Source organism: Streptomyces sp. GL_140, assembly GCF_057834465.1.
In genome coordinates this window covers 4,268,464-4,295,185 of the sequence record NZ_CM174404.1, presented here as the reverse complement: position 1 = coordinate 4,295,185, position 26,722 = coordinate 4,268,464, and the positions used below count along the sequence as shown (strand labels likewise).

Sequence of the window (26,722 nt, the reverse complement as noted above, 5' to 3'; positions counted from 1 at the left end):
CGTCCACCCGGGCTTCGGAGCGGCTCAGCCCCGCAGATAGGTGCTCTTCAGCAGGGGCTCCTCGGCAGGGGCCGACGGGGCGGTGACGCAGGCGGCGCTCACGAGGTAGGCGTCCACGGTGGCGGGGTCGCCGGGGTGCGCAAGGACGAGGAGGAAGACGTCGGTGCCCTCGTAGCTGCCGCGCTCGGAGGCCAGGGGCTCCTCGGAGCGGCCGGTGGCCTTCTGGACGCAGGACGGGACGGGCGCTGCCACGCGGTCGGCGGGCGCCAGTCCCGGGGCGGCCGGAGAGTTGTTCTCCACCCCGTAGGTGTTGTTCTGGTCCCCCGGCACCTTCTTCACCCGGTCCGAGGAGGCGAGGAGTCCCTGCACGGTGCCCTGGAGGCCCTGGGCCGTGTACGCGTGCCCTCCGGACTGGGCCTGGGCGCTGGCAGCCGGGTCCTTGCGGGCGGACAGGTCACTCACCGGGTCGGGGCCGGAGAACAAGTTGGCCAGCAGTACCCCGACGGCACAGGCGGTGAGCAGACCGCCGATGACGGCGATCCGGCGGCGGGCGCGACGTCGGCCGGGGCCGGTTGGGCCGGTCGGGTGACCGGAGGGCCGCAGAGCGCCGGTTTCCGTGCGCGGGGCGGGCGCTGTTTCACGTGAAACAGCGGGGGCCGCTCCCCCGTCGGCCGGACCGGTCCGGCCGACGGGGCCGGCTTCGGTGCGCGGGGTGGTGGCGTCGAGGAGGGCTTCGGCGGCGAGGGCCGCGTCGATCCGGCCGGAGATGTCGGCGGGCATCCGGGAAGGGCCGGGGAGCGTGCCGAGCAGTGCCCGGATCTCGTCGAGGGAGGCACGGACATCGGCGCACAGGGCGCAGCCGCCCAGATGGCTGCGGACTTCGGCGGTGCGGGACGGGGAGAGGAGGCCTTCCGTCAGCTCGGAGATCTCCGAGACGTCGGGGTGCCGGATCGTGCCGGTCGTACCGGTTGTGGGGTTCACGCTCGTCCACCTCCGCCCTTCACTGCGTTGGGATCCGGGGCTGTGTCCCCGAGGTCTGCCGTCGGTGGGACGGTTGTCCCCGGTGTCCGGTTCCTTCCCCGCTCGGTGTCGGTGTTATCCACGGTATGTGTGCGCAGATGAGTGAGGAGCGGGACGAGTTTTGCCCGGCCACGGGCACAGCGGCTCTTCACCGTGCCGATGGGGACGTCGAGGACGAGGGCGGCTTCCGCGACGGGGTAGCCCTGCATGTCGACGAGGACGAGTGCCGCCCGCTGTTCGGCCGGGAGGGTGCTCAGGGCGGCCAGGAGCTGGCGGTGGAGGTCCTGGCGCTCCGCGGGGGCCTCGGCGGACTCGTGGGGCTCCAGAAGGCGCTCCAGCCGCTCCGTGTCATCGAGGGGCGCGGTCCGGCGGGACGCGGCCTTGCGGGCCCGGTCCAGGCAGGCGTTCACGGTGATGCGGTGCAGCCAGGTGGTGACGGCCGATTCACCGCGGAAGGTGTGCGCGGCCCGGTAGGCCGAGACGAGTGCGTCCTGCACGGCGTCGGCGGCTTCCTCGCGGTCGCCGAGAGTGCGCAGGGCCACCGCCCACAGCCGGTCCCGGTGGCGGCGCACGAGCTCACCGAAGGCGTCCGGATCTCCGGCGGCGTGCAGCGACAGGAGTTCCTGATCGCTGCGGCCTCCGGGTGTGGCTTCGTCCAACGGTGAGCCCCTCCCCTGCCGTCCGTCAGCCCGTGAACTTCACATCCGTGATGGCCTGCTTGAATCCGGCCTGGCTGTACCCGTCGGCACCCGATTCCGGCATCGCGGTGATCCAGAGGACGACGTAGCGCGTGTTGACGGGCTTCTCGGCCGTGGCCTTGAGGGTGCTGCCCGAGGTGGTGCCCCCGGCGATCTTCGACAACGAGCCGACCGGGGTCGACGGGGACATGGAGTCGGCCGCGTAGAGCGTGACGGTGGTGTGGTCACCGGCGTACTTCAGCGCTATCGAAGCGCCGCTGACCTCCTGGGCGGAGCCGAGATCGAAGACGAGGCCGACACCGGCCTTGTAGTCCGCCTTCATGTCCGGGCCGTCGAGGTAGTACTTGGTGCGCCAGTAGGTCGTGGCGTCCCCGTCGAAGGTGTTCTTGGCACCTTCCAGGTCCTGGGGATTGCCGTCGGGGTAGTACTCGCCAGCGCCCTTGATGGTGAGGACGGACGGTTCCTTCTTCTCCGGGACGTCGTCACCCTTCGGGTGCTGGTTCTGGTTGCTGCTGTTGCTGCCCTGGTTGCCGCGGACCAGCAGGGTGTCGGCGAGCTGCCAGCTGCCCAGCCCGAGGGCCGCGATCAGGAGGGCGGCAACGCCCCATTTCAGGGCCCGGCCGGTGCGGCTCTGCAGCGGCGCCGGCGGGGGGACGACGGTGAGCGTCTGCGGGGCGGGCATGCCGGAAGACGTGGGCCTGCCGTAGCTGCCCTGCTGGTAAGTGGTGTGCTGGTACTCCGGCGGCGCCGTGAAGGTGGGCTCCGGCGGCCGGATGCGGGGCATCGCGGCCACGGCCTTGGACAGCTCTTCCGGGGTGGTGCAGGCGGGCTCCTGCCGGGAGGCGGTGGCTCCGTCGTTGGCGAGGGCGCGCATGGCGAGTTCGCCCAGTCCCCGGTGCACGCCCGCGCGCACCTGGTCGGGAGCGATCAGCCCGACGCCCTTGGGCAGGCCGGTGAGGCCGTAGGCGTCGTTCTCGTACGGCCAGCGCTGCGTGAGGGCGGCGTACAGGAGGGCGCCGATGGCCTCGGTATCCGCGCGCTGCGGGGTCTCGCTGGTGATGCCGCGCAGCGCGGCGTTCACGGCGAGGCCCCGGATGCGGTACTGGCCCGTGGAGGTGCGCAGTATCGCGCTGGGGGTCAGCCGCAGGTGTGCCAGGCCCTCGCGGTGCGCGGCGGTCATGGCCTGGGAGATCTGGCTGACGAGCTGGTAGGCCTCGTGCGGTTCCAGGGGGCCGGCGGCGAGTACGGCGGTGAGCTCGGTGGCGTCGGGCAGCCACTCGTGGACGACGTAGACGAGGTCGTTCTCCTCCACGGCGTCGAGGACCTGGACGAACCGGGGGTCGCCGAGCAGGGCGGAGGAACGGGCGGCGGCCAGTACCGCCCGGGCCCGGGCATGGTCGGCGGGCAGCAGGTGGACGCCCACGGCGCGGCGGAGCTTCTCGTCCATCGCGCGCCAGCTGCTGAATCCGTCCAGACGGGTGACGCACTCCTCCAGGCGGTAGCGCCTGGCGAGCTTGTGGCCGCTGTGGAGTTCCGGCGAGGTCGCAGGTGCCGCGTTTCTGCGCTCGCCCTCCTTTTCGGGCAAGGGTCCGTCCGCGGCTTTTCCGTTCTGGGTGTCCACCCCGTCGGCCGTGGCCTGGGCCGCCTCAGCGGCCGACGGCTCGTCGCCGCCGTTGTCGGCCACGTCGACGGCAGCCGTGCTACGTTCCGCCACCGTCGTCCCTGCCTCCCCATCCGTTACGCGCTGTTGGCCAGTCTGCGAAGCCATGCCAATTGTGCCCACAGTCCGGCCCTCTGCACGACACGCTAGAGAAGGGGATGGATGTGCGCATCAGCGACCCAGGCGTCCGCGGACCATTCCGAACATGGCGTTGAGTTCTTCGATGCGCATCCGCTTGGCGGCGACGAGGAACACCGCCGCCAGGGCGATACCGCCGGCCACCAGCGCGGAGAGCGATCCGAGGGCCCCGCTGCCCAGGAAGTGCAGGACCGCGAAGGCGACGACACCGGCCACCGCCGCGGCGGGGAGGCAGGCCCCGATGAGCCGGGTGTAGGTGCGCATCACGTGCGCTCCGTCGAGGTCGCCGCCGAGGCGGGTGCGCAGCCGGCGCCAGGCGACACCCACGCCGACGGCGTAGCCCAGGCCGTAGGCGGCTGCCATGCCGACGACGGCCCAGCGGGCCGGGAGCACGAGGAAGGCGACGGCGGAGAAGCCGGCGTTGACGGCGGCCACGATGACCGTGTTGTAGAAGGGTGTCCGGGTGTCCTCGTAGGCGTAGAAGCCGCGCAGGACGACGTACTGGACCGAGTACGGGATCAGTCCGAGGCCGAATGCCATCAGGATGAAGCCGATGTTCTGCGCGCTCTGCGCGCCGGAGCCGGCGTAGAGCAGGCCGGCCATCGGGACGCCCAGGGCGAGGAACGCGAAGGCGCAGGGCACGATCGCGACGGCCGAGGTGCGCAGGCCGTAGGAGATGTCGTCGCGCACCGCGGCCGCGTCGCCGTCGTGGGCGGAGCGGGAGATGCGCGGCAGGACGGCGGTCATGACGGAGACGGTGATGATGGCCTGCGGCATCTGCCAGAGCAGCAGGGCGTAGTTGTAGCCGGTGATACCGGTACCGCCGTGGCCCTGCTTGTCGGCGACCTCGCCCGCCCAGGTGGCGAGCTGGGTGACGACGATGAGGCCGAGCTGGTTGGCGAGGACGAAGAAGAACGTCCACTTGGCCAGGCCGGCGGCCTTGCCGAGTCCGTGGCCCTTCCAGTCGAACCGCAGGCGCGGCTTGAAGCCGGCGTCGCGCAGGTAGGGAACCATCGCCAGGGACTGGACGACCAGGCCGAGCAGGGTGCCCAGGCCCAGCAGGCGGACGCCTTCGGGGGTGATGCCGGCCTCGGTGACCCCGGTGGTGGTGAAGCCGCCGAAGGCCCAGATGAAGGCCCCGAAGGTGGCGATGACGACGATGTTGTTGAGGACGGGGGTCCACATCATCGCGCCGAACCGGCCGCGGGCGTTGAGGATCTGACCGAGGACCACGTGCACGCCCATGAAGAACATGGTGGGCAGGCAGTAGTGGGCGAAGGCGACGGCCACGTCCAGGCGCGCCGGATCGTCGGCGATCTTCTGCGACATCATGCCGATGAACAGCGGTGCCGCGAGCACGCAGATGGTGGTGACGGCGCCGAGCAGGACCATGACGAGGGTGAGCAGCCGGTTGGCGTAGGCCTCCCCCCCGTCCTCGTCGTTCTTCATCGCGCGCACCAGCTGCGGGATGAAGACCGCGTTGAGGGCGCCACCGCCGACCAGGACGTAGATCATCGTCGGCAGGGTGTTGGCGACCTGGTAGCTGTCGTTGAGGGTGGCGACACCGATGGCACCGGCGATCACGAGGGTCCGCATGAAGCCGGTGATGCGGGAGACGATCGTGCCGGCGGCCATCAGGGCGCTGGACTTGAGCAGGCTGGAGGCGCGGCCGGAGGGCTTGCTCGGCGCCGGGGCCGCCACGGGGGCGTCCTCGGCGGGGGTGCGGGGAGCCGCCTCCTGGTCCCGGTAGAGGTGCGCGAAGGCGTCCGGCCGGGGCTCCTGGTCGGCGGCCTTGGTGACCAGCGAGTCCACGCCCACGAACTGCGTGGTGGTGGCGTGGTCGCCGTAGGGCAGGTGCCGCGAGGGGCCGTCCGGCTCGGGCGGCGGGGTCTGGGCCCAGACCCGCGGGTCCGGGGCGTACGCGGCGGCGGGCGGAGCGGCGTAGAGCGGGCCGGGTTCCTGGTAGGTGCCGGGCGGCGGCGGGGGGTGCGAGGCCCGGTCGTAGAGGACTTCCGCGACCGGGTCCTGGGCGGACAGGTCCTGCGACCTGTACGGGTCGTGGGCGTAGGCGTCCTGGACATAAGGGTCGTGGTCCGGTGCGGGCGCGGGCGCGGGAACCTGGCCCGGCACCGGGGTGCCGGGAGCAGTGCCCTGGGAGGGCGCGGGCCCGCCGGCGCCCTGCGCGCGGTCACCTTCGTACGGCGCGTTCATCGAAACCCCACCTCATCGTCCCCAGGCCGACCGGCCACGGCATCGCTCAACGGTCCACTGTCTCACCCGTGCCGGACGCGTCCGTGCTTTGCGGTCCGGTGTCCGGGGACTCGTCACTCTGCTGCGTGTTCTCCTCTTCGGCTTCCGCGGCGGCACGTGCCGCGACGCGCTTGCGGCTGGCGTACATCTTGATGCCGGCCAGGACGAGGAGGAGAACGCCGCCCGCGATGACGAGCATGACGGTGGGGGTGACTTCGGTGGCCTCGACGGTGAACTTGCGTTCCTTGCCGTAGGGGACGCCATCGGTCGTGTAGAGCTGCGCGGTCACCTCGACCGGGCCGCTTGCAGTGGCATTCGCGGGGAACTTTACGGTCTGGCTGTGCCCACCTTGGACAGCGACCTCCTGCTGGGCCTCACCGCTGTCGCCGAACATCAGCCGGGTGGGGTTGGCGGACTTCAGGCGCAGAACCAGATTGTGGGTGTCCTGGACGAGGCTGTTCTGGATGCTGACCGGGATGGTGGCGCTGTGTCCGGAGAGGGTGGCATCGGACTTGGAGATGACCTTGACCTTCTCGGTGAGGCCGATCAGGTACTGCTGCACCTGGTCCCGGTAGTCCCGTGCGTCGTCGGGGCGGCCGCGCCAGGAGGTGGACATCTCCCGGTTGGTGGCGTTGCCGAAGGGGATCTCCACGCGGTCGGGCGCGGTCAGGATGACCTTGAAGTGGTCGAGCGTGGTCTGGGTGGTACGGATCTGCTCGAAGGCGGAGACCGGCAGCTCCTGCTTGCTCAGTGCCTCGGGGTACTGGCCGGCCCCCGGGACCTGGGTGGCGGCCCGCGGGTCCGGTGTGGCGGCGGCCGCGGCCTCAAGGTCGGCGGGCTGGGTCCAGCGGCCGGACTGCAGCTCCCGGACCGCGGCGGCCATCGTCTGGGCCTGGCTGGAGCTCGGCGTCCGCTGGGGGGCCACGACGAAGCTGCGCTGGTTGTCGGGCGCCTGAAGGTTCAGGGCGAGGGTGTGGGCGAGGAACTGCTGGACCGCGAGGGTCGAGTCCCCGGCGCCGAGCATGCTGCCCTGGAAGGCGGTGGAGAGTTCGGCGTCGGCGACGATGGCGGTCGTGCCCGCCCCGATGGGGCGTGCGGCCGAGGGGGTGTAGCCGAGGGCGCCGGTCTCCTGGAGGCTGTCGCTGCGGGTCAGGACGTTGTGGGCGCCCGCCGAAGTCGCCACGTTGACGATCGACGGGTCGATCGCCCCGTCCACGGGCCAGGAGAAGTCTGTGGTCGCGGGGACGTGCAGGACCGTCTCGACGGCCTGCTTCGCCTTGTCGGTGGCGGGCCGCAGCTGCCCCAGCGTCCCGGACACGTCCTTGCCGTGGTGGGCGAGCGAGGCGATGTCGGGGTCCGCGAAAGGCAGCGCGACGACCTTCTTGCCCTGGACGGCGCTCTCCAGGGAGCTCAGCCACTGCTCGGCGATCGCCTTGTTCTTGCCTTGGACGGTCCGGCCGTCGGGGGTGCGGATCCGGTATCCCTTGGTCATCGCGTCGACCGTGTAGAGCAGGTCGGGGTCGATGACCCAGGTGATGGGCAGGTCCTTGCCGAGCGAGACCATCTGCTCCAGGCGGCCGCCGGGCCGCAGCTCGTCGGCGAGGCTCTCGTCGAGGAAGACCGGGGTCTGCAGCTCGTCCGAGCCGGTCTCCGCCGTCAGGTGCGTGGTGGAGATCAGCGGCCACACGTACGTGAGCTGCGAGCGCTTGGCTGCGGCCTCCGGCTGCCAGGGCAGGAAGGTCCTCTTGATGCCGAGGGTCTGCTCGTAGGCGCGGCTCTCGGTCTCCCCGGACAGGGAGACGCCGAGCTGGTAGACGCCGTCCTTGTCCAGCTCCAGCTTGCTCACGGGGACCTTGAGCGTGAAGGGCTGGGCGACCTTCGGGGGCAGCGCGTCGATCTTCACCGCGAACTCGGCGCTGATCTCGGCGGGGTCGGTGCCCGCCCGGAAGGCACCGCGGTCCGCGGTCTCGTCGATGGAGCTGCGGTCCCCCAGCACGGGCCCGACCCGCAGACCCACGTGCGCGGCGGTGATCTTCTCGCGGCCGTTGTTGATCACCGTGCCGGAGATGGTGAGGGTGTCGCCCTTGACCGGGGCGGTGGGCGTCAGCCCGTCGAGCTGGACGTCGACGGTGGAGGCCGCGGCCTCGGAGGCCTCGGCCTTTGGGGCGGGAGAGTAGATCAGGGCGGCGAGCACCGGAGTGCCGGCGAGCAGGACGACTGCGCGCCGCAGCCAGCGTCGCCGGGCAGGAGCGGGGGCCGCCCCTTGGATGTCTGCCGCCTCGGCCACGCGCTCGCCCGTCCCTCGAAGTGTCAGTGGTCGTCGTTTGTGCGTCCACGCATGGTAACGAGGCCCGCTGTGCGCGAGTGCCGCGCCTTGCTCCACATGATCGGGTCCGTCCCGGAGCGGTTGTGGGCCGGGGTGCCCACAAACAGGGGAGCTCCCGGCGGGCCGGGCACGTACCCTTTTCTGTTGTGCCGAACGCCAACGAAGAGAACTCCAGTGTCCTGAGTCAGGGACAGGTCCGCGCGGTGAGTGAACTGCTGCGGATCGCCCCTGTCGCCGACGAGCTCGGCCGCCGTTTCCAGGAGGCGGGATTCCGCCTCGCCCTGGTCGGCGGGTCCGTCCGCGACGCGCTGCTCGGGCGCCTCGGCAACGACCTCGACTTCACCACCGATGCCCGTCCCGAGGACGTCCTCAAGATCATCAGGCCGTGGGCCGACTCGGTGTGGGACGTCGGCATCGCCTTCGGCACGGTCGGTGCGCAGAAGCTGGCCCGTGTCGCGGACGCCGACCGGACCCCCGGCGGCCCCGCTGAGCGGAACTTCCAGATCGAGGTGACCACCTACCGCTCGGAGTCCTACGACAGGACCTCGCGCAAGCCGGAGGTCTCCTACGGAGACTCGATCGAGGAAGATCTCGTCCGTCGTGACTTCACGGTGAACGCGATGGCCGTCGCGCTTCCCGAGAAGGAGTTCGTGGACCCGCACGGCGGTCTGGAGGACCTCAGGGCGGGTGTCCTGCGGACCCCCGGTACCCCCGAGGACTCCTTCTCCGACGATCCGCTGCGGATGCTGCGGGCGGCGCGGTTCGCCGCGCAGCTCGACTTCGAGGTCGCTCCCGACGTGGTGGCGGCCATGACGGAGATGGCCGGCCGGATCGAGATCGTCTCGGCGGAGCGGGTGCAGGCCGAGCTGAACAAGCTGCTGCTGTCCGTGCACCCGCGCAAGGGCCTGGGCCTCCTCGTGGACACCGGGCTGGCCGACCACGTGATGCCCGAGCTCCCGGCGCTGCGCCTGGAGAGCGATGAGCACCACCGGCACAAGGACGTCTACGACCACTCGCTGATCGTCCTGGAGCAGGCGATCGCCCTGGAGGAGGACGGCCCGGACCTGGTGCTGCGGCTCGCGGCGCTGCTGCACGACATCGGCAAGCCCCGCACCCGCCGGTTCGAGAGCGACGGCCGGGTCTCCTTCCACCACCACGAGATGGTGGGCGCGAAGATGACCAAGAAGCGCATGACTGCGCTGAAGTACTCCAACGACATGATCAAGGACGTGTCGCGGCTGGTGGAGCTGCACCTGCGCTTCCACGGCTACGGCGACGGGGAGTGGACCGACTCGGCGGTGCGGCGCTACGTCCGCGACGCAGGCCCGCTGCTGGAGCGCCTGCACAAGCTGACCCGTTCCGACTGCACCACGCGCAACAAACGCAAGGCCAATGCCCTCTCCCGCACCTACGACGGGCTGGAGGAGCGCATCGCCCAGCTGCAGGAGCAGGAGGAGCTGGACGCGATCCGGCCCGACCTGGACGGCAACGAGATCATGCAGGTCCTGGGAGTCAGCCCCGGTCCGGTGATCGGCAAGGCCTACGCGTTCCTGCTGGAGCTGCGGCTGGAGAACGGTCCGATGGGGCGTGATGCGGCGATCGCAGCCCTCAAGGAGTGGTGGGCGGCTCAGGACTGAGCCGGATCCGCCCCGTCGCCGTGCGTCGATGTTTCACGTGAAACATCGATGGACCGCGACGGGGTCAGGGCGATGTTTCACGTGAAACATCGCCCTGCCGCATTAGGAAGACCGCGGTCAGGGCATAGAGCGTGGCCACGCCGAGGATCAGCGGGACGGACTGCCCGTCGAGCGGGAGCACGAGCGCGGCCACCGCCGCGGCGCCGACGAAGGCGGCGTTGAAGAGCACGTCGTAGACGGAGAAGACGCGGCCGCGGAAGGCGTCGTCCACCCGGGACTGCACGACGGTGTCGGTGGAGATCTTGGCGCCCTGGGTGGCGAGACCGAGCACGAAGGCGGCGGCCAGCATCGGGCCGGGGGCGAAGAACAGTCCGAGCGCGGGGACCAGGACGGCGGATCCGGCGGCGCAGGCGGTCATCCAGCCCCGGGTACCCAGCCGGCCCACGAGCCAGGGTGTGATCACGGCGGCTGCGAAGAATCCGGCCCCGGAGACGCCGACCGTGACACCGAGCAGGGCCAGTCCGTCGGATTCGTTGTCCGACCAGGCGTAGCGGCACAGCATGAGCAGCGTGACGAACAGGGCCCCGTAGCAGAACCGCATCAGGGTCATGGCGGTCAGCGCCCGGGCCGCCTCGCGCCGGGAGGCCAGGTGGCGCAGGCCGTCGGCCATGCCCCGTACGGCCAGGGCGACGCCCTCCCCCACCGTGGGGTTGATCCGGCCGGGAGGGTGATCGGGCCCGAGGAGACCCACGGCCAGGCTCAGGGAGACCAGGGCGGCGCACAGGTAGAGCCCGGCTCCAAGGAGCACCACGAGGGCGTCGGAGTCGGAGGCCAGTACGCGGACGAGGAAGGCCAGTCCCCCTCCGCCCACGGCCGCGAGGGTTCCGGCGGTGGGTGAGAGGGCGTTCGCGGTGACCAGTTCGCCGGGCCCGACGACGCGTGGCAGGGAGGCGGCGAGCCCGGCCAGGACGAAGCGGTTGACCGCGGTCACGGACAGGGCCGAGGCGTAGAAGAGCCAGTCGGGGACGTGCGCGACGATCAGCATGCCGGTGACGCAGGCGAGGAAGGCCCGCAGCAGGTTGCCGTAGAGGAACACCTGACGGCGCGGCCAGCGGTCGAGCAGCACGCCGGCGAATGGCCCGATCACCGAATAGGGCAGCAGGAGCACGGCCATGGCCGAGGCGATGGCCGCGGGCGAGGCCTGCTTCTCCGGGGAGAAGACGACGTAGGTGGCCAGTGCGACCTGGTACACGCCGTCGGCAGCCTGGCAGAGCAGCCGTACGGCGAGCAGGTTGCGGAAGTCCCGCAGACGCAGGAGTACGCGCAGATCACGTACGACAGCCATGTGGGAAAGGGTCACACACGCGGAGGGTCCCCGGGCACATTGCCCGGGGACCCTCCGCGGAAGAACTGCCGAAGTCCAGGTGTCGTTTCCGACCCCAGGGATCCGACTAGCGCTCGACCTCGCCCTTGATGAACTTCTCGACGTTGGCCTGGGCCTCGTCGTCGAAGTACTGCACCGGCGGGGACTTCATGAAGTAGCTCGACGCCGAAAGGATCGGGCCGCCGATGCCGCGGTCCTTGGCGATCTTCGCGGCGCGCAGGGCGTCGATGATGACACCGGCGGAGTTCGGGGAGTCCCACACCTCGAGCTTGTACTCGAGGTTCAGGGGGACGTCGCCGAACGCGCGGCCCTCGAGGCGGACGTAAGCCCACTTGCGGTCGTCGAGCCACTGGACGTAGTCCGACGGGCCGATGTGGACGTTCTTGTCACCGAGCTCGCGGTCGGGGATCTGCGAGGTGACGGCCTGCGTCTTGGAGATCTTCTTCGACTCGAGGCGGTCACGCTCGAGCATGTTCTTGAAGTCCATGTTGCCGCCGACGTTGAGCTGCATGGTGCGCTCAAGACGGACACCGCGGTCCTCGAACAGGCGCGCCATCACGCGGTGCGTGATGGTGGCGCCGACCTGGGACTTGATGTCGTCGCCGACGATCGGGACACCGGCCTCGGTGAACTTGTCCGCCCACTCCTTGGTGCCGGCGATGAAGACCGGGAGGGCGTTGACGAAGGCAACCTTGGCGTCGATGGCGCACTGGGCGTAGAACTTCGCCGCGTCCTCGGAACCGACGGGGAGGTAGCAGATCAGGACGTCGACCTGACGGTCCTTGAGGACCTGGACGACGTCGACCGGGGCCTCGGCCGACTCCTCGATGGTCATGCGGTAGTACTTGCCCAGACCGTCCAGGGTGTGGCCGCGCTGAACGGTCACGCCCGCGTTCGGGACGTCACAGATCTTGATGGTGTTGTTCTCGCTGGCGCCGATGGCGTCCGAAAGGTCGAGGCCGACCTTCTTCGCGTCGACGTCGAACGCGGCGACGAACTCGATGTCGCTGACGTGGTAGTCGCCGAACTGGACGTGCATCAGACCGGGGACCTTGGCCGCCGGGTCGGCGTCCTTGTAGTACTCGACGCCCTGCACCAGCGAGGCGGCGCAGTTGCCTACGCCGACGATGGCTACGCGAACCGAACCCATTCCGGTTGCTCCCTGTTTGTTCTCGGACGAGGTCTGCGAGATGCAGGCCTCATTTTGCAGTTTCGTCGGACGGACCGGGTCGTCTCTGATCCCGTCCCGCCCGCTCACTCTCGATGAGCTCATTCAGCCAGCGCACTTCGCGCTCCACGGATTCCATGCCGTGGCGCTGCAGCTCGAGCGTGTAGTCGTCGAGCCGCTCGCGAGTGCGGGCGAGCGAGGCACTCATCTTCTCCAGGCGCTCTTCAAGCCGGCTGCGACGGCCTTCCAGGACCCGCATGCGTACTTCTCGTTCGGTTTGGCCGAAGAAAGCGAAGCGTGCGGCGAAAGACTCGTCCTCCCAGGCATCGGGGCCCGTGTGGGAGAGGAGCTCCTCGAAGTGCTCCTTGCCTGCTGCCGTCAACCGGTAGACGATCTTGGCGCGGCGCCCTGCGAGTGAAGCGGCGAGAGCGTCTTCCGGGGCATTGCCCGGTTCTTCGATCAACCAGCCGTTGGTGACGAGCGTCTTGAGGCAGGGATAGAGCGTTCCGTAACTGAACGCCCTGAACACCCCCAGCGAGGTGTTGAGCCGCTTGCGCAGCTCGTAGCCGTGCATGGGGGATTCGCGAAGCAGGCCGAGTACGGCGAACTCGAGGATGCCTGAGCGCCTGCTCATCCGCCTGCCTCCCTCCGCCTCGGAGTGTTTATGTCGAGCTGATGTATCGGCTCGATACATCCAGACGATAGAACGGGCCGCTCCCGGCTACAAGTCGCAACACGGTGACCGGCGTCACATCACCAATTCACACGGGGCAAGTTGCCTGGTTTGGGATGAACTTCGGCACTGAGGGGCTTTTGAGCGTGCGTAGTCTGTGCGCCATGACACCGGGGGGACCGGAACTCACCTGCCGCTTCCAGGCCACTCGCCTGCCCGAGGAGTAGTCGTTCGATGAGCGAGCACCGCCGCAAACCGCAACAGCCCCAAGGAGGCGGCCGCGCCGCGGCCCGCAAGGCTGCCCAGCAGCGCCCCGGACGGGGCGCCGGGTCCGGACACGACGTCCCCACCTCGTCACCGAGCGGGCCGTATCCGGAGCAGCCTGGCCCTGGAGGCAGAGCCGGCAACCGCAGATCGGCCGGACAACCGGAGGGGCGGGGCCGGGGCGCCGCCAAGGCCGGACGCGGCACGGGCCGCCCGGACAAGCGGTTCATCAACTACCCGCGCTCGGACAAGGCAGGCTGGAAGCGTTTCGTTCCGTCCTGGAAGCTCGTCAGCGGCACGGCCTTCGGCTTCTTCGCGATCATCATCGCGGGCGCCGGCATCGGCATCGCCATGGTCAACACCCCCGACGAGAACAAGGCGGCGGCAGCGCAGAACAACGTCTTCTTCTGGGCCGATGGCACGCAGATGGTCGCGACCGGTGGATCCGTGAACCGCCAGATCGTACCCATCGGAGACATCCCCCGGTCGATGCAGAACGCCGTGATCGCGGCGGAGAACGAGTCCTTCGAATCGGACAAGGGCGTCGACCCGATGGGTATCGCCCGTGCCGTGTGGAACATGGCCAAGGGCGGGTCCACACAGGGCGGCTCGACGATCACCCAGCAGTACGTGAAGAACACGTACCTGGATTCCGACCAGACGCTCAAGCGCAAGGTCACCGAGCTCTTCATCTCGATAAAGCTCGGTGTGAGCGCGGAGAAGAACACGATCCTCGCGGGGTACCTGAACACCGCCTACTACGGTCGTGACGCGTACGGGATCCAGGCGGCCGCCCGCGCCTACTTCGGCAAGGACTGCAAGGAGCTGACGCCATCCGAGAGCGCCTTCCTCGCCGCCGTGCTCAAGGGCCCCAACCTCTACAACCCGGACGGCGGCATCGGCACCGCGGCCACGCCCCAGGCCAACACCGAACGCGCCAAGAAGCGCTGGGCCTGGGTGCTGGACCGTGAGGTCACGGTGGGGCGCATGCAGCAGTCCGAGCGGGACCAGTTCAAGGAGTTCCCCAAGTTCGTCGAATCCGCCCAGGCCAAGGGCATGTCCGGTCAGATCGGCTATCTGGTCGAGACGGCCAAGGCCTACATGGCGAAGAACAAGGGCATCTCGGTCGACGACCTGGCCAAGGGCGGCTACCAGATTCACACCACCTTCCAGAAGCCGAAGGTGGACGCACTGGTCAAGGCCGTCGAGGAGACCCGCGACGGACTGATCGACGAGAAGAAGCGGCCCGACACCGACACCTTCGTCCAGTTCGGCGCTTCTTCGGTGGACGTGAAGACCGGAGCCATCGTCGCCCTGTACGGCGGCCCGGGCATGGACAAGAAGTACTTCAACAACAACGCCAACACCTCCGGTGTCCAGGTCGGCTCGACCTGGAAGCCGTTCGTGCTGGCGGCGGCCATGGAGTACGGCACGCAGAACTCGAACGGCTCGGGGATCTCGGCCGACAGCAAGTACATGGCCAACGACCTCACGGTGATCAACAACCGTGACGGCAAGCCCCTGCGCGACGGTTCGGGCAAGCCGTTCAAGCAGAAGAACGAGAGCCCGACGGCCTACGGGTACGTGACCCTGAACGAGGCGATGGAGAAGTCCATCAACGTCCCGTTCGCCCAGCTCGTCTTCGACGTGGGCCACAGCAAGGTCAGGGACGTCGCCAAGGCCTCGGGCATCCTCCCGGAGACGATGGACCCGAACGACAACGCCTCCTTCGCGCTCGGCACCTCGACGCCCAGCGCCATCCGGATGGCCGACTCGTACGCCACCTTCGCCGGCTCCGGCACCCACCACGAGCCGTACTCCGTGACCAAGGTCGAGAAGAACGGCAGCCCGGTGCCCGGCTTCGAGGCGCCCAAGGCGCAGCAGGCCATGGACAACACGATCGCGGACAACATCACCAAGGTCCTGCGCAACGTCGTCGAGAACGGCACCGGTACCAAGGCGAAGAAGCTGGGCCGGCCCGCGGCGGGCAAGACCGGTACCACCGATGACAACATGTCGGCCTGGTTCGTCGGCTACACGCCCGAGCTGTCCACCTCCGTGACCCTCTTCCGCTCGGACCCCAACGCGGAGAAGAAGGAACTGATCTCGATGAAGGGCGTGGGCAACATCCCGTCCCTTCACGGTGGTGACATCCCCGCCGAGATCTGGGTCAAGTACATGAAGGAAGCGCTGAACGGCGTTCCGGAGACGGACTTCCCCGAGCCCGACAAGATCGGCGTCGTCGCGGACGCCTCCGGCGCTCCCTCGCCCTCCCCCTCGATGTCCGCGTCCACGGCCCCGTCTGCGTCGCCCTCCCCCTCGATGGAGCAGCCGTCTCCGTCCCCGACCCCCTCCAAGGGCGGCAAGCCCTCCTGCAAGCCGTGGGAGATCTGCGACCCGGGGGCCAGCCCCAGCGCAACCGTCTCGCCCTCGCCCACGCCCACCAAGACGGGCGGCAGACCGGGAGGCACGACGAACGGCGGCGGTACCGGAGGCTTCCCCATAGGGGGGTCCACGGGCGGCTGATCCCACCGTCCCGAAGCAAGGCCGCAGAGGGCCGTCGCACCAAGTGCGACGGCCCTCTCCCATGTCCGGCGCGGTACGGCAGGATGTGCGCATGACGAAGGTGCACGAGGACAGCCCCGTACTGCCCACCCAGCAGGACGAGGTGGCCGCCGCCGGGAGCGAGCTCATCGGCGGCCCGCTCGGCCGCTACGCCCGGCTGGGCGGCCACTGGCTGACCCCGGTGCGCGTCGTGGTGCTCGTGGCCCTGGGGATGTTCGCGCTCGGAATGGTGCAGAAGCTGCCCTGCTACGACTGGGCGTGGTTCCGCGGGGCCGGGTCCCAGTACACCCACGCCTGCTACTCGGACATCCCGCACCTCTACGTCGTACGCGGATTCGCCGACGGCCTCACGCCCTACTTCGACCGGATCCCCGGCGACATGCAGTTCCTGGAGTACCCGGTGCTCACCGGGCTCTTCATGGAGGTCGCTTCCTGGCTGACCCCGGGCAGCGGCTCGATGCAGCACCGGGAGCAGATGTACTGGATGGTCAACGCGGGCATGCTGATGGCCTGCGCCGCCGTGATCGCCGTGTGCGTGGCCCGTACCCACCGCCGGCGGCCGTGGGACGCCCTGCTCTTCGCCCTCGCACCCGCCTTCGCGCTCACCGCGACCATCAACTGGGACCTGCTGGCCATCGCCCTGACGGCCGCCGCGATGCTCATGTGGTCGCGGAGCCGGCCCCTGGCCTTCGGCATCCTGATCGGCCTGGCCACCGCGGCCAAGCTCTACCCCGTACTGCTGCTCGGGGGCGTGTTCGTGCTCTGCTGGCGGGCTGGGAAATGGCGCGCCTTCGGTGCGGCGGTCGGCGGCGCGGTCGCCTCGTGGCTCGTGGTGAACCTGCCCGTCATGCTCTTCGCCTGGGAAGGCTGGACGAAGTTCTACACCTTCAGCCAGGAGCGGCCCATCGACTTCGGATCCGTGTGGCTGCTGATCTCCCAGCGCTCCGGGAACCCGCTGACGGACGCCAACACCTACGCCACCGGCCTGACGCTGCTGCTGTGCGCGGGCATCGGCCTGCTCACGCTGACCGCCCCCCGCCGCCCCCGCTTCGCGCAGCTGGCCTTCCTGCTCGTGGCCGCCTTCATCCTGGTCAACAAGGTCTACTCGCCGCAGTACGTGCTGTGGCTGATCCCGCTCGCCGCGCTGGCCCGGCCGCGCTGGCGGGACTTCCTCATCTGGCAGGCCGGCGAGGTCGTCTACTTCCTGGGGATCTGGTTCTACCTGGCCTACACGACCAGTGGTGACAAGCACCAGGGCCTGCCCCTGGAGGGCTACCAGCTGGCGATCGCGGCCCATCTGCTGTGCACGCTCTACCTGTGCGCCGTGGTCGTGCGGGACATCATGCTGCCCGAGCGCGACGTGGTGCGGCGCGACGGTTCGGACGACCCCTCCGGTGGCGTCCTGGACGGCGCCGAGGACGTGTTCACCTTGTCGCAAACGGCGAAGGCGCCGCAGTACGCGGCGCCTTCGGACGGACGGCGGGTCGAGTGGGGCGCGGGCCCCGAGGACTGACTCAGGCGTCGACCACCCGGTCGAACTGCGTCATGGTGTGACCCAGGTGCGCCACCAGTTCGTCGCCGACCTTCGGCTCGGGAGAGTCCGAGGGCACGAACAGGATGGACACCTGCATGTGCGGCGGCTCGGCGAACCAGCGCTGCTTGCCGGCCCAAACGAACGGCGACAGGTTCCGGTTGACCGTGGCCAGTCCGGCCCGGGCCACGCCCTTGGCGCGCGGCACCACCCCGTGCAGGGCCTTGGGGGCCTCCAGGCCCACGCCGTGCGAGGTACCTCCGGCGACCACGACCAGCCAGCCGTCGGAGGCGGCCTTCTGCTGGCGGTAGCCGAACCGGTCGCCCTTGGCGACGCGGGTGACGTCGAGGACCGCACCCCGGTACTCGGTCGCCTCGTGGTCGCCCAGCCAGAGCCGGGTGCCGATCCGGGCCCGGAAGCGGGTCTGCGGGAACTGCTGCTGGAGGCGGCCCAGCTCCGAGGAGTTCAGGTGGCTGACGAACATGGTGTGCAGCGGCAGCCGGGCCGCACGCAGCCGGTCCATCCAGCCGATGACCTCCTCGACGGCGTCCGAGCCGTCCGGGCGGTCCAGCGGCAGGTGCAGGGCGAAGCCCTCCAGCCGGACGTCGTCGATCGCCGAGTGCAGCTGGCCGAGGTCCTGCTCCGAGATGCCGTGCCGACGCATGGAGCTCATGCACTCGATGACGACGCGGGCGCCGACGAGACCCCGGACCCCGTCCAGAGAGGAAACCGAGCGGATGACCCGGTCCGGCAGCGGCACCGGCTCCTCACCGCGCCGGAACGGGGTCAGGACGAGCAGGTCCCCGCCGAACCAGTCCTTGATGCTGGCGGCCTCGTACGTCGTCCCGACGGCCAGGACGTCGGCGCCCATCCGGGTCGCCTCCTCGCAGAGCCGCTCGTGGCCGAAGCCGTAGCCGTTGCCCTTGCAGACCGGGATCATCCCGGGGAACTGGTCCTGGATCTGCTTCTGGTGCGCACGCCAGCGCGCGGTGTCGACGTAGAGCGTGAGCGCCATGCCCGTCCGGGGCCTCTCTCGAAAAGCTGCGTGGTGCAGCGGTGCGGTGTGTGGAGGGGGGTGGATCAGCGGCGGGACATGTAGATGTCGAGCGCCTTGTGGAGCAGCTTGTTGAGCGGGAAGTCCCACTCGCCGACGTACTCGACGGCCTCGCCGCCCGTGCCGACCTTGAACTGGATCAAACCGAACAGGTGGTCGTTCTCGTCCAGGGTGTCACTGATGCCGCGCAGGTCGTAGACGCTTGCGCCGAGCGCGTACGAATCGCGCAGCATGCGCCACTGCATGGCGTTCGAGGGGCGGACCTCGCGCTTGTGGTTGGCGGAGGCGCCGTACGAGTACCAGACGTGCTGGCCGACGGTGAGCATCGTGGCGGCGGCCAGCGGCTCCCCCTCGTGCTTGGCGATGTACAGCCGCATGCGGTTGGGGTCCTCGGCGTTGAGGGCCTTCCACTGGCGCTGGAAGTAGACGAGCGGACGCGGGCGGAACTTGTCGCGCTCGGCCGTGATCTCGTACAGGTGCTGCCAGGTCGCCAGGTCCTCGTAGCCGCCCTGGACGACCTCGACGCCGGCCTTCTCGGCCTTCTTGATGTTGCGGCGCCACAGCTGGTTGAAGCCCTTGAGGACGTCGTCCAACGAGCGGTTGGCCAGCGGTACCTGGAAGACGTAGCGGGGCTGCACGTCGCCGAATCCGGCGCCGCCGTCCTCGCCCTGCTGCCAGCCCATGCGGCGCAGCTTGTCGGAGACCTCGAAAGCGCGGGGCTCGATGTGCGAAGCCTCCACGTCACGCAGGCGCTTGACCTCCGGGTCCTGGATACCGGCCTTGATGGCGGCGGAGTTCCAGCGGCGGATGACGACGGGCGGGCCCATCTTCACGGTGAAGGCGCCCTGCTGCTTGAGGTGGGCCAGCATCGGCTGGAGCCACTCCTCGAGATTGGGGGCGTACCAGTTGATGACCGGGCCCTCGGGAAGGTACGCGAGGTACCGCTTCACCTTGGGGAGCTGGCGGTACAACACGAGGGCGGCGCCGACGAGTTCGCCGGACGAGTCGAACCATCCGAGGTTCTCGGAACGCCACTCGTTCTTCACGTCGGCCCACGCCGGGACCTGGCAGTGGCTAGCCGAGGGCAGGCTCTGGAGATAGCCCAGATGCTGCTCTCGGCTGATGGTCCTCAGGGACAGGCTCATGCGGGGCGTCTCCTCCGGCGGCTTCGCTGGCTATGGCGCGAAGCCTACTGCGACAAGGGCACCACCCATCTGGGGGACAGGCCGGGCCTGGGCCGGTGGGAGGCCGGCGCCCCGTCGCGGAGGTACGCCGGTCAGCCCAGCCAGCCGCCGAAGAGCCCGCCGTGCGCCATGCCGAGGAAGAAGCCGATGCCCGATGCGCCAAGGCCGACGATCAGTGCGAAGCGCTCGCGTGTCGTCTCCGAGATGAACTGTCCGTAGGCACCGGTGAGGATCCCGATCAGCCCGGTCCACGAGCTGAGCAGGTGCAGATTGTGGAAGAACGCCGTGATGAACGCCACGGCGCCGAGGATCAGAGTGACCGCCACCAGGGTGTCCTGGAGCGGATGGGGCTTGCCGTCCGTCGCGAAGAGCGAGATCGACGGGGGCGTGGACTGGCGTCGCATTGCCTGTGCCATCGGAAGGCACCTCCTGGCTGCAGCAGAGCGGTGCTGCGGGCCGCCCCCGGCAGGAGCCAGAGGCCTAGCACCGAGCACACCCGATGCATACAGATTGTGGCCTCCTGGTGCCGGATTTCAACCGGAAGGAGTCGACGGGGTAGTCTGTACAGCTGCGCGGTATCTGCTCTGCGGATGCCGTGCGCACGCATCACGACCCTCCTGCCACGGAACGACCGTGGCCGCTGAGTCCAAAGGAGGTGGGTTCCACATGCGTCACTACGAAGTGATGGTCATCCTCGACCCCGATCTCGAGGAGCGCGCTGTCTCCCCGCTGATCGAGAACTTCCTTTCTGTCGTCCGTGAGGGCAACGGAAAGGTCGAGAAGGTCGACACCTGGGGCCGTCGTCGTCTCGCTTACGAGATCAAGAAGAAGCCCGAGGGCATCTACTCGGTCATCGACCTCCAGGCCGAGCCTGCGGTCGTCAAGGAGCTTGACCGACAGATGAACCTGAACGAGTCGGTTCTCCGGACCAAGGTCCTTCGCCCCGAGACCCACTGAACTTCGGTTCAGCGGTAATCGGGACCGAGTAGCAACAGCAGCCCAGCAGCAAATCCCCGCCGAGAGGTTCATCCATGGCAGGCGAGACCGTCATCACGGTCGTCGGCAATCTCGTCGACGACCCCGAGCTGCGCTTCACCCCCTCGGGTGCGGCGGTCGCGAAGTTCCGTGTCGCGTCCACTCCCCGCACCTTCGACAAGCAGACCAATGAGTGGAAGGACGGCGAGAGCCTGTTCCTGACCTGCTCGGTCTGGCGTCAGGCGGCTGAGAACGTCGCCGAGTCCCTTCAGCGAGGCATGCGCGTCATCGTGCAGGGCCGACTGAAGCAGCGGTCGTACGAAGACCGTGAGGGTGTCAAGCGCACGGTCTACGAGCTGGACGTCGAGGAAGTCGGCCCCAGTCTGAAGAACGCCACGGCCAAGGTCGCCAAGACCACCGGTCGCGGCGGTCAGGGTGGATACGGCGGCGGCGGTCAGCAGCAGGGTGGCGGCGGTGGCAACTGGGGCGGAGCCCCCAGTGGCGGCGGTCCCCAGGGCGGCGGAGCTCCCTCCGACGACCCGTGGGCTTCCAGCGCGCCTGCCGGCGGCTCGCAGCAGGGCGGCGGCGGTGGCGGCTGGGGCGGAAGCTCCGGCAACACCGGCGGCTCCGGCGGCGGCTACTCGGACGAGCCTCCCTTCTAGGGCAGCTCGAACCCCCACTTCTTGATTTCACAGGAGAGACACAATGGCGAAGCCGCCTGTGCGCAAGCCTAAGAAGAAGGTCTGCGCGTTCTGCAAGGACAAGACCGCGTACGTGGACTACAAGGACACGAACATGCTGCGGAAGTTCATTTCCGACCGTGGCAAGATCCGTGCCCGCCGCGTCACCGGCAACTGCACGCAGCACCAGCGTGACGTCGCCACGGCTGTGAAGAACAGCCGTGAGATGGCGCTGCTGCCCTACACGTCCACCGCGCGATAAGGAAAGGGTGACCGAATAATGAAGATCATCCTGACCCACGAGGTCTCTGGCCTCGGCACCGCCGGCGATGTCGTCGACGTCAAGGACGGTTACGCTCGCAACTACCTGGTCCCGCGTGGTTTCGCGATCCGCTGGACCAAGGGTGGCGAGAAGGACGTGGCGCAGATCCGCCGCGCCCGCAAGATCCACGAGATCGCGACCATCGAGCAGGCCAACGAGTTCAAGGCCAAGCTCGAGGCCGTGAAGGTCCGTCTGGCCACCCGTGCGGGTGACGCCGGCCGTCTCTTCGGTTCCGTCACGCCGGCCGACATCGCCACGGCGGTCGAGGCTTCCGGTGGCCCGAAGGTCGACAAGCGTCGCGTCGAGCTGGGCTCCCCGATCAAGACCCTCGGTTCCTACCAGGTCTCCGTGCGTCTGCACGCCGACGTGGTCGCGAACGTGGGCGTCGAGGTCGTCGCCGCCTAAGGGCTGCGCATGAAGGGCCGCACCCCCACAGGGGTGCGGCCCTTCGTCGTTCTCGCGATGTTTCACGTGAAACATCGCGCGTGTTTCACGTGAAACGCTCCGAGGTCTAGCGGGTCGCCCCCGCGATCAGCCAGCGGCCCGAGCGGGTGCGCAGCTGGAGGGTGACCATCCGGACCAGCATCATCAGCGTCATGGCGCCCCAGAGGGCCGTCAGCCCGCCTCCCAGGGTCGGGACGAGCAGGGCTGCCGGTGTGAACACGGCGAGGGTCAGCAGCATGGCCCCGGCCAGGTAGCGGCCGTCACCGGCACCCATCAGCACCCCGTCGAGGACGAAGACGATGCCGGAGACGGGCTGGGAGAAGGCCACCACGAGCAGGGCGGGCAGCAGGGCGTCCTCGACGACGGGGTCGCTGGTGAAGAGCGGGATGAGCAGGGGACGGGCCGCGATCACCAGGATGCCCAGGACGATGCCCGATGCGATCCCCCACTGCACCATGCGTCGGCAGGCGGCCTTGGCGCCCTCGATGTCCCCCGCACCGAGGTAGCGCCCGATGATGGCCTGCCCCGCGATCGCGATCGCGTCGAGGGCGAAGGCGAGCAGGCTCCACAGGGAGAGCAGGATCTGGTGGGCTGCGATGTCGGCGTCGCCAAGGCGCGTGGCGACGGCGGTGGCGATCAGCAGGACGGCGCGCAGGGACAGGGTCCGGACCAGGAGTGGGACACCTGCCTGGGCGCAGGCCCGGATCCCCGCCGCGTCGGGACGCAGGGAGGCGCCGTGCCGGCGGGCGCCGCGGACGACCACGGTCAGGTAGGCGGCGGCCATGGCGCACTGGGCGATCACCGTGCCCCAGGCGGAGCCGGCGATGCCGAGGCCCGCGCCGTAGACGAGGGCGACATTCAGGGCCGCGTTGAGGGTGAAGCCGCCGATGGCGACGTAGAGCGGGGTCCGGGTGTCCTGGAGGCCGCGGATGACTCCGGTGGCGGCGAGCACCACGAGCATCGCGGGGATGCCGAGGGCGGAGATCCGCAGATAGGTGATCGCGTACGGGGCGACGGTGTCGGAGGCACCGAAGAGGGAGATCAGGGAGGGTGCCGTCGGCAGCACGACGGCGATGACGGCGGCGCCGAGCAGGAGGGCGAGCCAGATGCCGTCCATGCCCTGCCGGATGGCGGCCTGGAGGTCTCCGGCGCCGACGCGGCGGGCCACGGCCGCAGTGGTGGCGTAGGCGAGGAAGACGAAGACGCTCACGGCGGTGGTGAGCAAGGCCGCCGCGATGCCGAGACCGGCCAGCTGGGGGGTCCCGAGGTGCCCCACGATGGCACTGTCGGCCAACACGAAGAGGGGTTCGGCGACGAGCGCGCCGAAGGCGGGGAGGGCGAGCGCGAGGATCTCGCGGTCGTGTCGTCTCGGGGCAGCCTTCGGCGCTGCGGGGGCCTGTCTCATGTGCTCAATCTAATCTTCCACAGGTAATAGACACAACCCTCTTTAGGTCCTTACTTGCATGCCGATTCGCGCGTTCGTCCCACCTCATTGGAGGCGATCTTGAGACAGTGGCGAATATTTTTCTCACCCACAGTCAGTGGAGGGAGAAATTGCAGGTCAGGTTGGGTGGAGGGGTGGGTCTGGTGATTTTGTCCACAGCGCCGTCCCCCGGTCCGTACACAGCTTCGGGGGAGTTACCCACAGCATTGGTGCCGTCATCCACATCTCATCCACACAGCCTGTGGATAACAAGATTGGCTGACGCCGCTCCCGGCCCTACCGTGGTTCGTTGTCCGACTCGCCGAGAGCCGATTCGGGTGCCCCAAATGTCAGAGCCGTGTCGTAGAAAGAGTGGCACGGCGATGTCCGCGTTGCGGACGGAGGAGGTGGCCCGGTGAGCATGTCCGAGCCCATGGACGACCCCTGGGCCGACAGCGGTCCAGGAGACCGTCTGCCCGCCCGTTCGCGCCGTAACGGCGAAGGCCGCGGCCGCGGGGACGAGGAGCAGGACCGAGGGCGCGAGTCGGGCTCCTGGGACGGCGGAGGCGGCGGCTTCGAGCGCGTCCCGCCTCAGGACCTCGACGCCGAGCAGTCCGTCCTCGGCGGCATGCTGCTGTCCAAGGACGCCATCGCCGATGTGGTCGAGGTGCTCAAGGGCCACGATTTCTACCGCCCGTCGCACGAGACGATCTACCAGGCCATCCTCGACCTGTACGCCAAGGGCGAGCCGGCCGACCCGATCACCGTCAGCGCCGAACTGACCCGGCGCGGCGAGATCAGCAAGGTCGGCGGGGCCCCGTACCTGCACACCCTGGTCCAGTCCGTTCCGACGGCGGCGAACGCCGAGTACTACGCCGAGATCGTCCACGAGCGGGCCGTCCTGCGAAGGCTGGTCGCGGCCGGTACGAAGATCACGCAGATGGGCTACGCCGCCGACGGGGACGTCGACGAGATCGTCAACAGTGCCCAGGCGGAGATCTACGCCGTCACCGAGCAGCGGACCTCCGAGGACTACCTGCCGCTGGGCGACATCATGGAGGGCGCCCTCGACGAGATCGAGGCGATCGGCTCGCGCAGCGGCCAGATGTCCGGAGTCCCGACCGGCTTCACGGACCTGGACTCGCTGACCAACGGTCTGCACCCCGGCCAGATGATCGTCATCGCGGCCCGCCCCGCCATGGGTAAGTCCACCCTCGCGCTGGACTTCGCCCGTGCCTGCTCCATCAAGGCCAACCTGCCCAGCGTCATCTTCTCCCTCGAAATGGGGCGCAACGAGATCGCGATGCGCCTGCTCTCGGCGGAGGCCCGGGTGGCCCTGCACCACATGCGCTCGGGCACCATGACGGACGACGACTGGACCCGGCTGGCCCGCCGGATGCCGGACGTCTCCGCGGCCCCCCTCTACATCGACGACTCCCCGAACCTGTCGATGATGGAGATCCGCGCCAAGTGCCGTCGGCTCAAGCAGCGCAACGACCTCTCGCTCGTGGTCATCGACTACCTCCAGCTGATGCAGTCGGGCGGCTCGCGCCGTCCCGAGAGCCGCCAGCAGGAGGTCTCGGACATGTCCCGAAACCTCAAGCTGCTGGCCAAGGAGCTGGAGGTGCCGGTGATCGCGCTGTCCCAGCTGAACCGTGGTCCCGAGCAGCGCACCGACAAGAAGCCGATGGTCTCCGACCTGCGTGAATCCGGCTCGATCGAGCAGGACGCCGACATGGTGATCCTGCTGCACCGCGAGGACGCGTACGAGAAGGAGTCCCCCCGCGCGGGTGAGGCGGACCTGATCGTGGCGAAGCACCGTAACGGTCCGACGGCGACCATCACCGTCGCCTTCCAGGGTCACTATTCGCGGTTCGTGGACATGGCCAACACGTAGCATCCGCCCCATGGATGCCGTATCTGAAGATCTTGTCCTCCTCCCCGCGACCCGGCGCGCGCTCCTGCGCCGGATCGCCGTCGCGCAGCGCGACGGCCGGGCGCCGTCCCTGGTGGCGGCCGTGGTGCGGGGCGGAGAGGTGGTCTGGGAGGGCTCCCGGACCATGGTCGACGGGCATGGACCCGACGGGAACGTCCAGTACCGGATCGGGTCGATCACCAAGACGTTCACCGCCGTTCTGGTGATGCGCCTGCGCGACGAGGGGCTGCTGGCGCTCGGTGATCCGGTGGAGAAGTTCCTGCCGGGCGCGGGTGCGGCCACGGGGGTCGGAGAGGTGACCATCGGCCAGTTGCTGTCCCACACGGGCGGGTTGGCTGCGGAGACCCCCGGCGAGTGGTGGGAGCGGACGCCGGGTGCAATGCGCCCGGAGCTCTCGGACGTGCTCGGCGAGCAGCCCTTCCGGTTCGAGCCGGGTCGGCGCCACCACTACTCCAACCCGGGCTACACGCTGTTGGGTTCGGTCGTGGAGGCCGTGCGCGGGAAGCCGTGGGAAGAGGTGCTGCGGGCCGAGGTGCTGGAGCCGCTGGGGCTGACGCGCACGACGGCGCAGCCGCAGGCACCGGCCGCGGGCGGCTGGGCGGTGCACCCGTGGGCGGACGTGATGATGCCTGAACCCGCGGAAGACTTGGGGCTGATGGCCCCGGCCGGCCAGCTGTGGTCCACCACCGGTGACCTGGCGCGGTTCGCGGCCTTCCTCGTACGGGGCGACGCGCGCGTGCTGAGCGCCGAGTCGGCACGGGAGATGCGGACGTCGGCCACTCCCCCGGAGCCGGGTCTCGCCGACCTCGGGTACGGACTCGGGATGCAGCTGACGCAGCACGGCGAGCACAGGCTCGCGGGGCACAGCGGGTCCCTTCCGGGCTTCGTGGCCGGCCTGTGGCTGAGCGAGGCGCAGGACGTCGCCGCGGTGGTGCTGGCCAACTGCACCTCGGGGCTGCCCGCTTCCACCCTGGCTGCCGATCTGGTGGCGATCGTCGCGGAGGCCGAGCCGCGCCTGCCCGAGCCCTGGCGTCCGCTCCGGGAGGCCGATCCGGTCGCTCTGGAGCTGTGCGGCCCTTGGTACTGGGGTACGTCGGCCCAGGTCGTACGGCTGACCTACGACGGGTTCCTCGAGCTGGGCCCGGCGGCCGCAAGCGGGCGGTCCGCCCGCTTCCGGGCCGAGCCGGACGGCAGTTGGACCGGGCTGAACGGCTACTACGCGGGTGAGTCGCTGCGGGCCGTGAGGCGGCCGGACGGGTCGGTGAGCCACCTCGACCTCGGCTCGTTCGTGTTCACCCGCGAGCCGTATGACGCCCAGGCTCCGGTACCCGGCGGGGTCGACCCGCAGGGCTGGCGGGGCATCGGCTAGATCCGAAAGGGACGGTCGGGC

Annotated in this window: 21 protein-coding genes; 9 read left to right on the top strand and 12 right to left on the bottom strand. The window is 69.4% G+C overall.

What is annotated here, in order from left to right; all coding sequences use genetic code 11:
* Nucleotides 1-24: 24 nt before the first annotated feature.
* The 5 genes from AC3IYJ_RS20015 to AC3IYJ_RS19995 all read right to left on the bottom strand — a co-directional run bounded on the left by AC3IYJ_RS20015 (nt 25) and on the right by AC3IYJ_RS19995 (nt 8,053).
* Nucleotides 25-981 (bottom strand): anti-sigma factor family protein, encoded by a 957-nt coding sequence (locus AC3IYJ_RS20015; RefSeq protein ID WP_489396156.1) that lies wholly within the window; start codon nt 979-981, stop codon nt 25-27.
* On the bottom strand, nt 978-1,679 hold the full coding sequence (gene sigM / locus AC3IYJ_RS20010) for an RNA polymerase sigma factor SigM (protein WP_489396155.1): 702 nt from the start codon (nt 1,677-1,679) through the stop codon (nt 978-980). The genes AC3IYJ_RS20015 and sigM overlap by 4 nt, the downstream gene beginning before the upstream one ends.
* Before the next feature lie 25 nt (nt 1,680-1,704).
* On the bottom strand, nt 1,705-3,432 hold the full coding sequence (locus AC3IYJ_RS20005) for a protein kinase family protein (protein WP_489402640.1): 1,728 nt from the start codon (nt 3,430-3,432) through the stop codon (nt 1,705-1,707).
* A gap of 117 nt (nt 3,433-3,549) precedes the next feature.
* Nucleotides 3,550-5,727: a murein biosynthesis integral membrane protein MurJ gene (gene murJ, locus AC3IYJ_RS20000; protein ID WP_489402639.1), complete on the bottom strand. Its 2,178-nt coding sequence runs from the start codon at nt 5,725-5,727 to the stop codon at nt 3,550-3,552.
* A gap of 46 nt (nt 5,728-5,773) precedes the next feature.
* Nucleotides 5,774-8,053, bottom strand: coding sequence for a DUF6049 family protein (locus AC3IYJ_RS19995; protein WP_489402638.1), 2,280 nt, complete (start codon nt 8,051-8,053; stop codon nt 5,774-5,776).
* Between the two features lie 185 nt (nt 8,054-8,238).
* On the opposite strand from AC3IYJ_RS19995, the gene AC3IYJ_RS19990 reads away from it, so the two are divergent.
* Entirely contained in the window at nt 8,239-9,729 is a 1,491-nt protein-coding gene (locus AC3IYJ_RS19990) for a CCA tRNA nucleotidyltransferase (RefSeq protein ID WP_489402637.1), read from the top strand.
* Between the two features lie 64 nt (nt 9,730-9,793).
* Here the strand turns inward: AC3IYJ_RS19990 and AC3IYJ_RS19985 are convergent, their stop codons facing one another.
* The 3 genes from AC3IYJ_RS19985 to AC3IYJ_RS19975 all read right to left on the bottom strand — a co-directional run bounded on the left by AC3IYJ_RS19985 (nt 9,794) and on the right by AC3IYJ_RS19975 (nt 12,915).
* Nucleotides 9,794-11,074 (bottom strand): MFS transporter, encoded by a 1,281-nt coding sequence (locus AC3IYJ_RS19985; protein WP_489402636.1) that lies wholly within the window; start codon nt 11,072-11,074, stop codon nt 9,794-9,796.
* Nucleotides 11,075-11,180: 106 nt separating this feature from the next.
* Complete coding sequence (locus tag AC3IYJ_RS19980; RefSeq protein ID WP_384663578.1) at nt 11,181-12,263, bottom strand: inositol-3-phosphate synthase; 1,083 nt, start codon at nt 12,261-12,263, stop codon at nt 11,181-11,183.
* A gap of 49 nt (nt 12,264-12,312) precedes the next feature.
* Nucleotides 12,313-12,915 (bottom strand): PadR family transcriptional regulator, encoded by a 603-nt coding sequence (locus AC3IYJ_RS19975; protein WP_327253820.1) that lies wholly within the window; start codon nt 12,913-12,915, stop codon nt 12,313-12,315.
* Between the two features lie 273 nt (nt 12,916-13,188).
* On the opposite strand from AC3IYJ_RS19975, the gene AC3IYJ_RS19970 reads away from it, so the two are divergent.
* The gene (locus AC3IYJ_RS19970) at nt 13,189-15,744 is read left to right on the top strand and encodes a transglycosylase domain-containing protein (protein ID WP_489402635.1); all 2,556 of its coding nucleotides are present in this window, start codon (nt 13,189-13,191) and stop codon (nt 15,742-15,744) included.
* Between the two features lie 91 nt (nt 15,745-15,835).
* On the top strand, nt 15,836-17,296 hold the full coding sequence (locus tag AC3IYJ_RS19965) for a glycosyltransferase family 87 protein (protein ID WP_489402634.1): 1,461 nt from the start codon (nt 15,836-15,838) through the stop codon (nt 17,294-17,296).
* A gap of 1 nt (nt 17,297) precedes the next feature.
* Here AC3IYJ_RS19965 and AC3IYJ_RS19960 read toward each other — a convergent pair whose 3' ends face one another.
* The 3 genes from AC3IYJ_RS19960 to AC3IYJ_RS19950 form a co-directional block, all read right to left on the bottom strand.
* Entirely contained in the window at nt 17,298-18,329 is a 1,032-nt protein-coding gene (locus AC3IYJ_RS19960; protein ID WP_489402633.1) for an alanine racemase, read from the bottom strand.
* Between the two features lie 65 nt (nt 18,330-18,394).
* The gene (locus AC3IYJ_RS19955) at nt 18,395-19,513 is read right to left on the bottom strand and encodes a lipid II:glycine glycyltransferase FemX (protein ID WP_330297423.1); all 1,119 of its coding nucleotides are present in this window, start codon (nt 19,511-19,513) and stop codon (nt 18,395-18,397) included.
* 131 nt (nt 19,514-19,644) lie between these two features.
* Entirely contained in the window at nt 19,645-19,968 is a 324-nt protein-coding gene (locus AC3IYJ_RS19950) for a hypothetical protein (protein WP_489402632.1), read from the bottom strand.
* A gap of 250 nt (nt 19,969-20,218) precedes the next feature.
* On the opposite strand from AC3IYJ_RS19950, the gene rpsF reads away from it, so the two are divergent.
* The 4 genes from rpsF (at nt 20,219) to rplI (ending at nt 21,934) form a co-directional block, all read left to right on the top strand.
* On the top strand, nt 20,219-20,509 hold the full coding sequence (gene rpsF / locus AC3IYJ_RS19945) for a 30S ribosomal protein S6 (protein ID WP_004950685.1): 291 nt from the start codon (nt 20,219-20,221) through the stop codon (nt 20,507-20,509).
* 74 nt (nt 20,510-20,583) lie between these two features.
* Complete coding sequence (locus AC3IYJ_RS19940) at nt 20,584-21,189, top strand: single-stranded DNA-binding protein (protein ID WP_489402631.1); 606 nt, start codon at nt 20,584-20,586, stop codon at nt 21,187-21,189.
* Between the two features lie 43 nt (nt 21,190-21,232).
* Nucleotides 21,233-21,469, top strand: coding sequence for a 30S ribosomal protein S18 (gene rpsR, locus AC3IYJ_RS19935; protein WP_005315025.1), 237 nt, complete (start codon nt 21,233-21,235; stop codon nt 21,467-21,469).
* Nucleotides 21,470-21,487: 18 nt separating this feature from the next.
* The gene (gene rplI / locus AC3IYJ_RS19930; protein WP_330297420.1) at nt 21,488-21,934 is read left to right on the top strand and encodes a 50S ribosomal protein L9; all 447 of its coding nucleotides are present in this window, start codon (nt 21,488-21,490) and stop codon (nt 21,932-21,934) included.
* A gap of 106 nt (nt 21,935-22,040) precedes the next feature.
* Here rplI and AC3IYJ_RS19925 read toward each other — a convergent pair whose 3' ends face one another.
* Nucleotides 22,041-23,378, bottom strand: coding sequence for an MATE family efflux transporter (locus tag AC3IYJ_RS19925; RefSeq protein ID WP_489402630.1), 1,338 nt, complete (start codon nt 23,376-23,378; stop codon nt 22,041-22,043).
* A 451-nt stretch (nt 23,379-23,829) separates the two neighbouring features.
* Between AC3IYJ_RS19925 and dnaB the strand changes: the two genes are divergently transcribed.
* Entirely contained in the window at nt 23,830-25,293 is a 1,464-nt protein-coding gene (dnaB, locus tag AC3IYJ_RS19920; protein ID WP_489402865.1) for a replicative DNA helicase, read from the top strand.
* Nucleotides 25,294-25,303: 10 nt separating this feature from the next.
* Entirely contained in the window at nt 25,304-26,701 is a 1,398-nt protein-coding gene (locus AC3IYJ_RS19915) for a serine hydrolase domain-containing protein (RefSeq protein ID WP_489402629.1), read from the top strand.
* Nucleotides 26,702-26,722 lie beyond the last annotated feature (21 nt).

What these genes read in the sequence shown, in the direction of transcription:
- murJ (WP_489402639.1), bottom strand. Translation starts at nt 5,727, where the DNA reads ATGAACGCGCCGTACGAAGGTGACCGCGCGCAGGGCGCCGGCGGGCCC.
- AC3IYJ_RS19985 (WP_489402636.1), bottom strand. Translation starts at nt 11,074, where the DNA reads ATGGCTGTCGTACGTGATCTGCGCGTACTCCTGCGTCTGCGGGACTTC.
- AC3IYJ_RS19980 (WP_384663578.1), bottom strand. Translation starts at nt 12,263, where the DNA reads ATGGGTTCGGTTCGCGTAGCCATCGTCGGCGTAGGCAACTGCGCCGCC.
- AC3IYJ_RS19975 (WP_327253820.1), bottom strand. Translation starts at nt 12,915, where the DNA reads ATGAGCAGGCGCTCAGGCATCCTCGAGTTCGCCGTACTCGGCCTGCTT.
- AC3IYJ_RS19970 (WP_489402635.1), top strand. Translation starts at nt 13,189, where the DNA reads ATGAGCGAGCACCGCCGCAAACCGCAACAGCCCCAAGGAGGCGGCCGC.
- AC3IYJ_RS19965 (WP_489402634.1), top strand. Translation starts at nt 15,836, where the DNA reads ATGACGAAGGTGCACGAGGACAGCCCCGTACTGCCCACCCAGCAGGAC.
- AC3IYJ_RS19960 (WP_489402633.1), bottom strand. Translation starts at nt 18,329, where the DNA reads ATGGCGCTCACGCTCTACGTCGACACCGCGCGCTGGCGTGCGCACCAG.
- AC3IYJ_RS19955 (WP_330297423.1), bottom strand. Translation starts at nt 19,513, where the DNA reads ATGAGCCTGTCCCTGAGGACCATCAGCCGAGAGCAGCATCTGGGCTAT.
- AC3IYJ_RS19950 (WP_489402632.1), bottom strand. Translation starts at nt 19,968, where the DNA reads ATGGCACAGGCAATGCGACGCCAGTCCACGCCCCCGTCGATCTCGCTC.
- rpsF (WP_004950685.1), top strand. Translation starts at nt 20,219, where the DNA reads ATGCGTCACTACGAAGTGATGGTCATCCTCGACCCCGATCTCGAGGAG.
- AC3IYJ_RS19940 (WP_489402631.1), top strand. Translation starts at nt 20,584, where the DNA reads ATGGCAGGCGAGACCGTCATCACGGTCGTCGGCAATCTCGTCGACGAC.
- rpsR (WP_005315025.1), top strand. Translation starts at nt 21,233, where the DNA reads ATGGCGAAGCCGCCTGTGCGCAAGCCTAAGAAGAAGGTCTGCGCGTTC.
- rplI (WP_330297420.1), top strand. Translation starts at nt 21,488, where the DNA reads ATGAAGATCATCCTGACCCACGAGGTCTCTGGCCTCGGCACCGCCGGC.
- AC3IYJ_RS19925 (WP_489402630.1), bottom strand. Translation starts at nt 23,378, where the DNA reads ATGAGACAGGCCCCCGCAGCGCCGAAGGCTGCCCCGAGACGACACGAC.
- dnaB (WP_489402865.1), top strand. Translation starts at nt 23,830, where the DNA reads ATGGACGACCCCTGGGCCGACAGCGGTCCAGGAGACCGTCTGCCCGCC.
- AC3IYJ_RS19915 (WP_489402629.1), top strand. Translation starts at nt 25,304, where the DNA reads ATGGATGCCGTATCTGAAGATCTTGTCCTCCTCCCCGCGACCCGGCGC.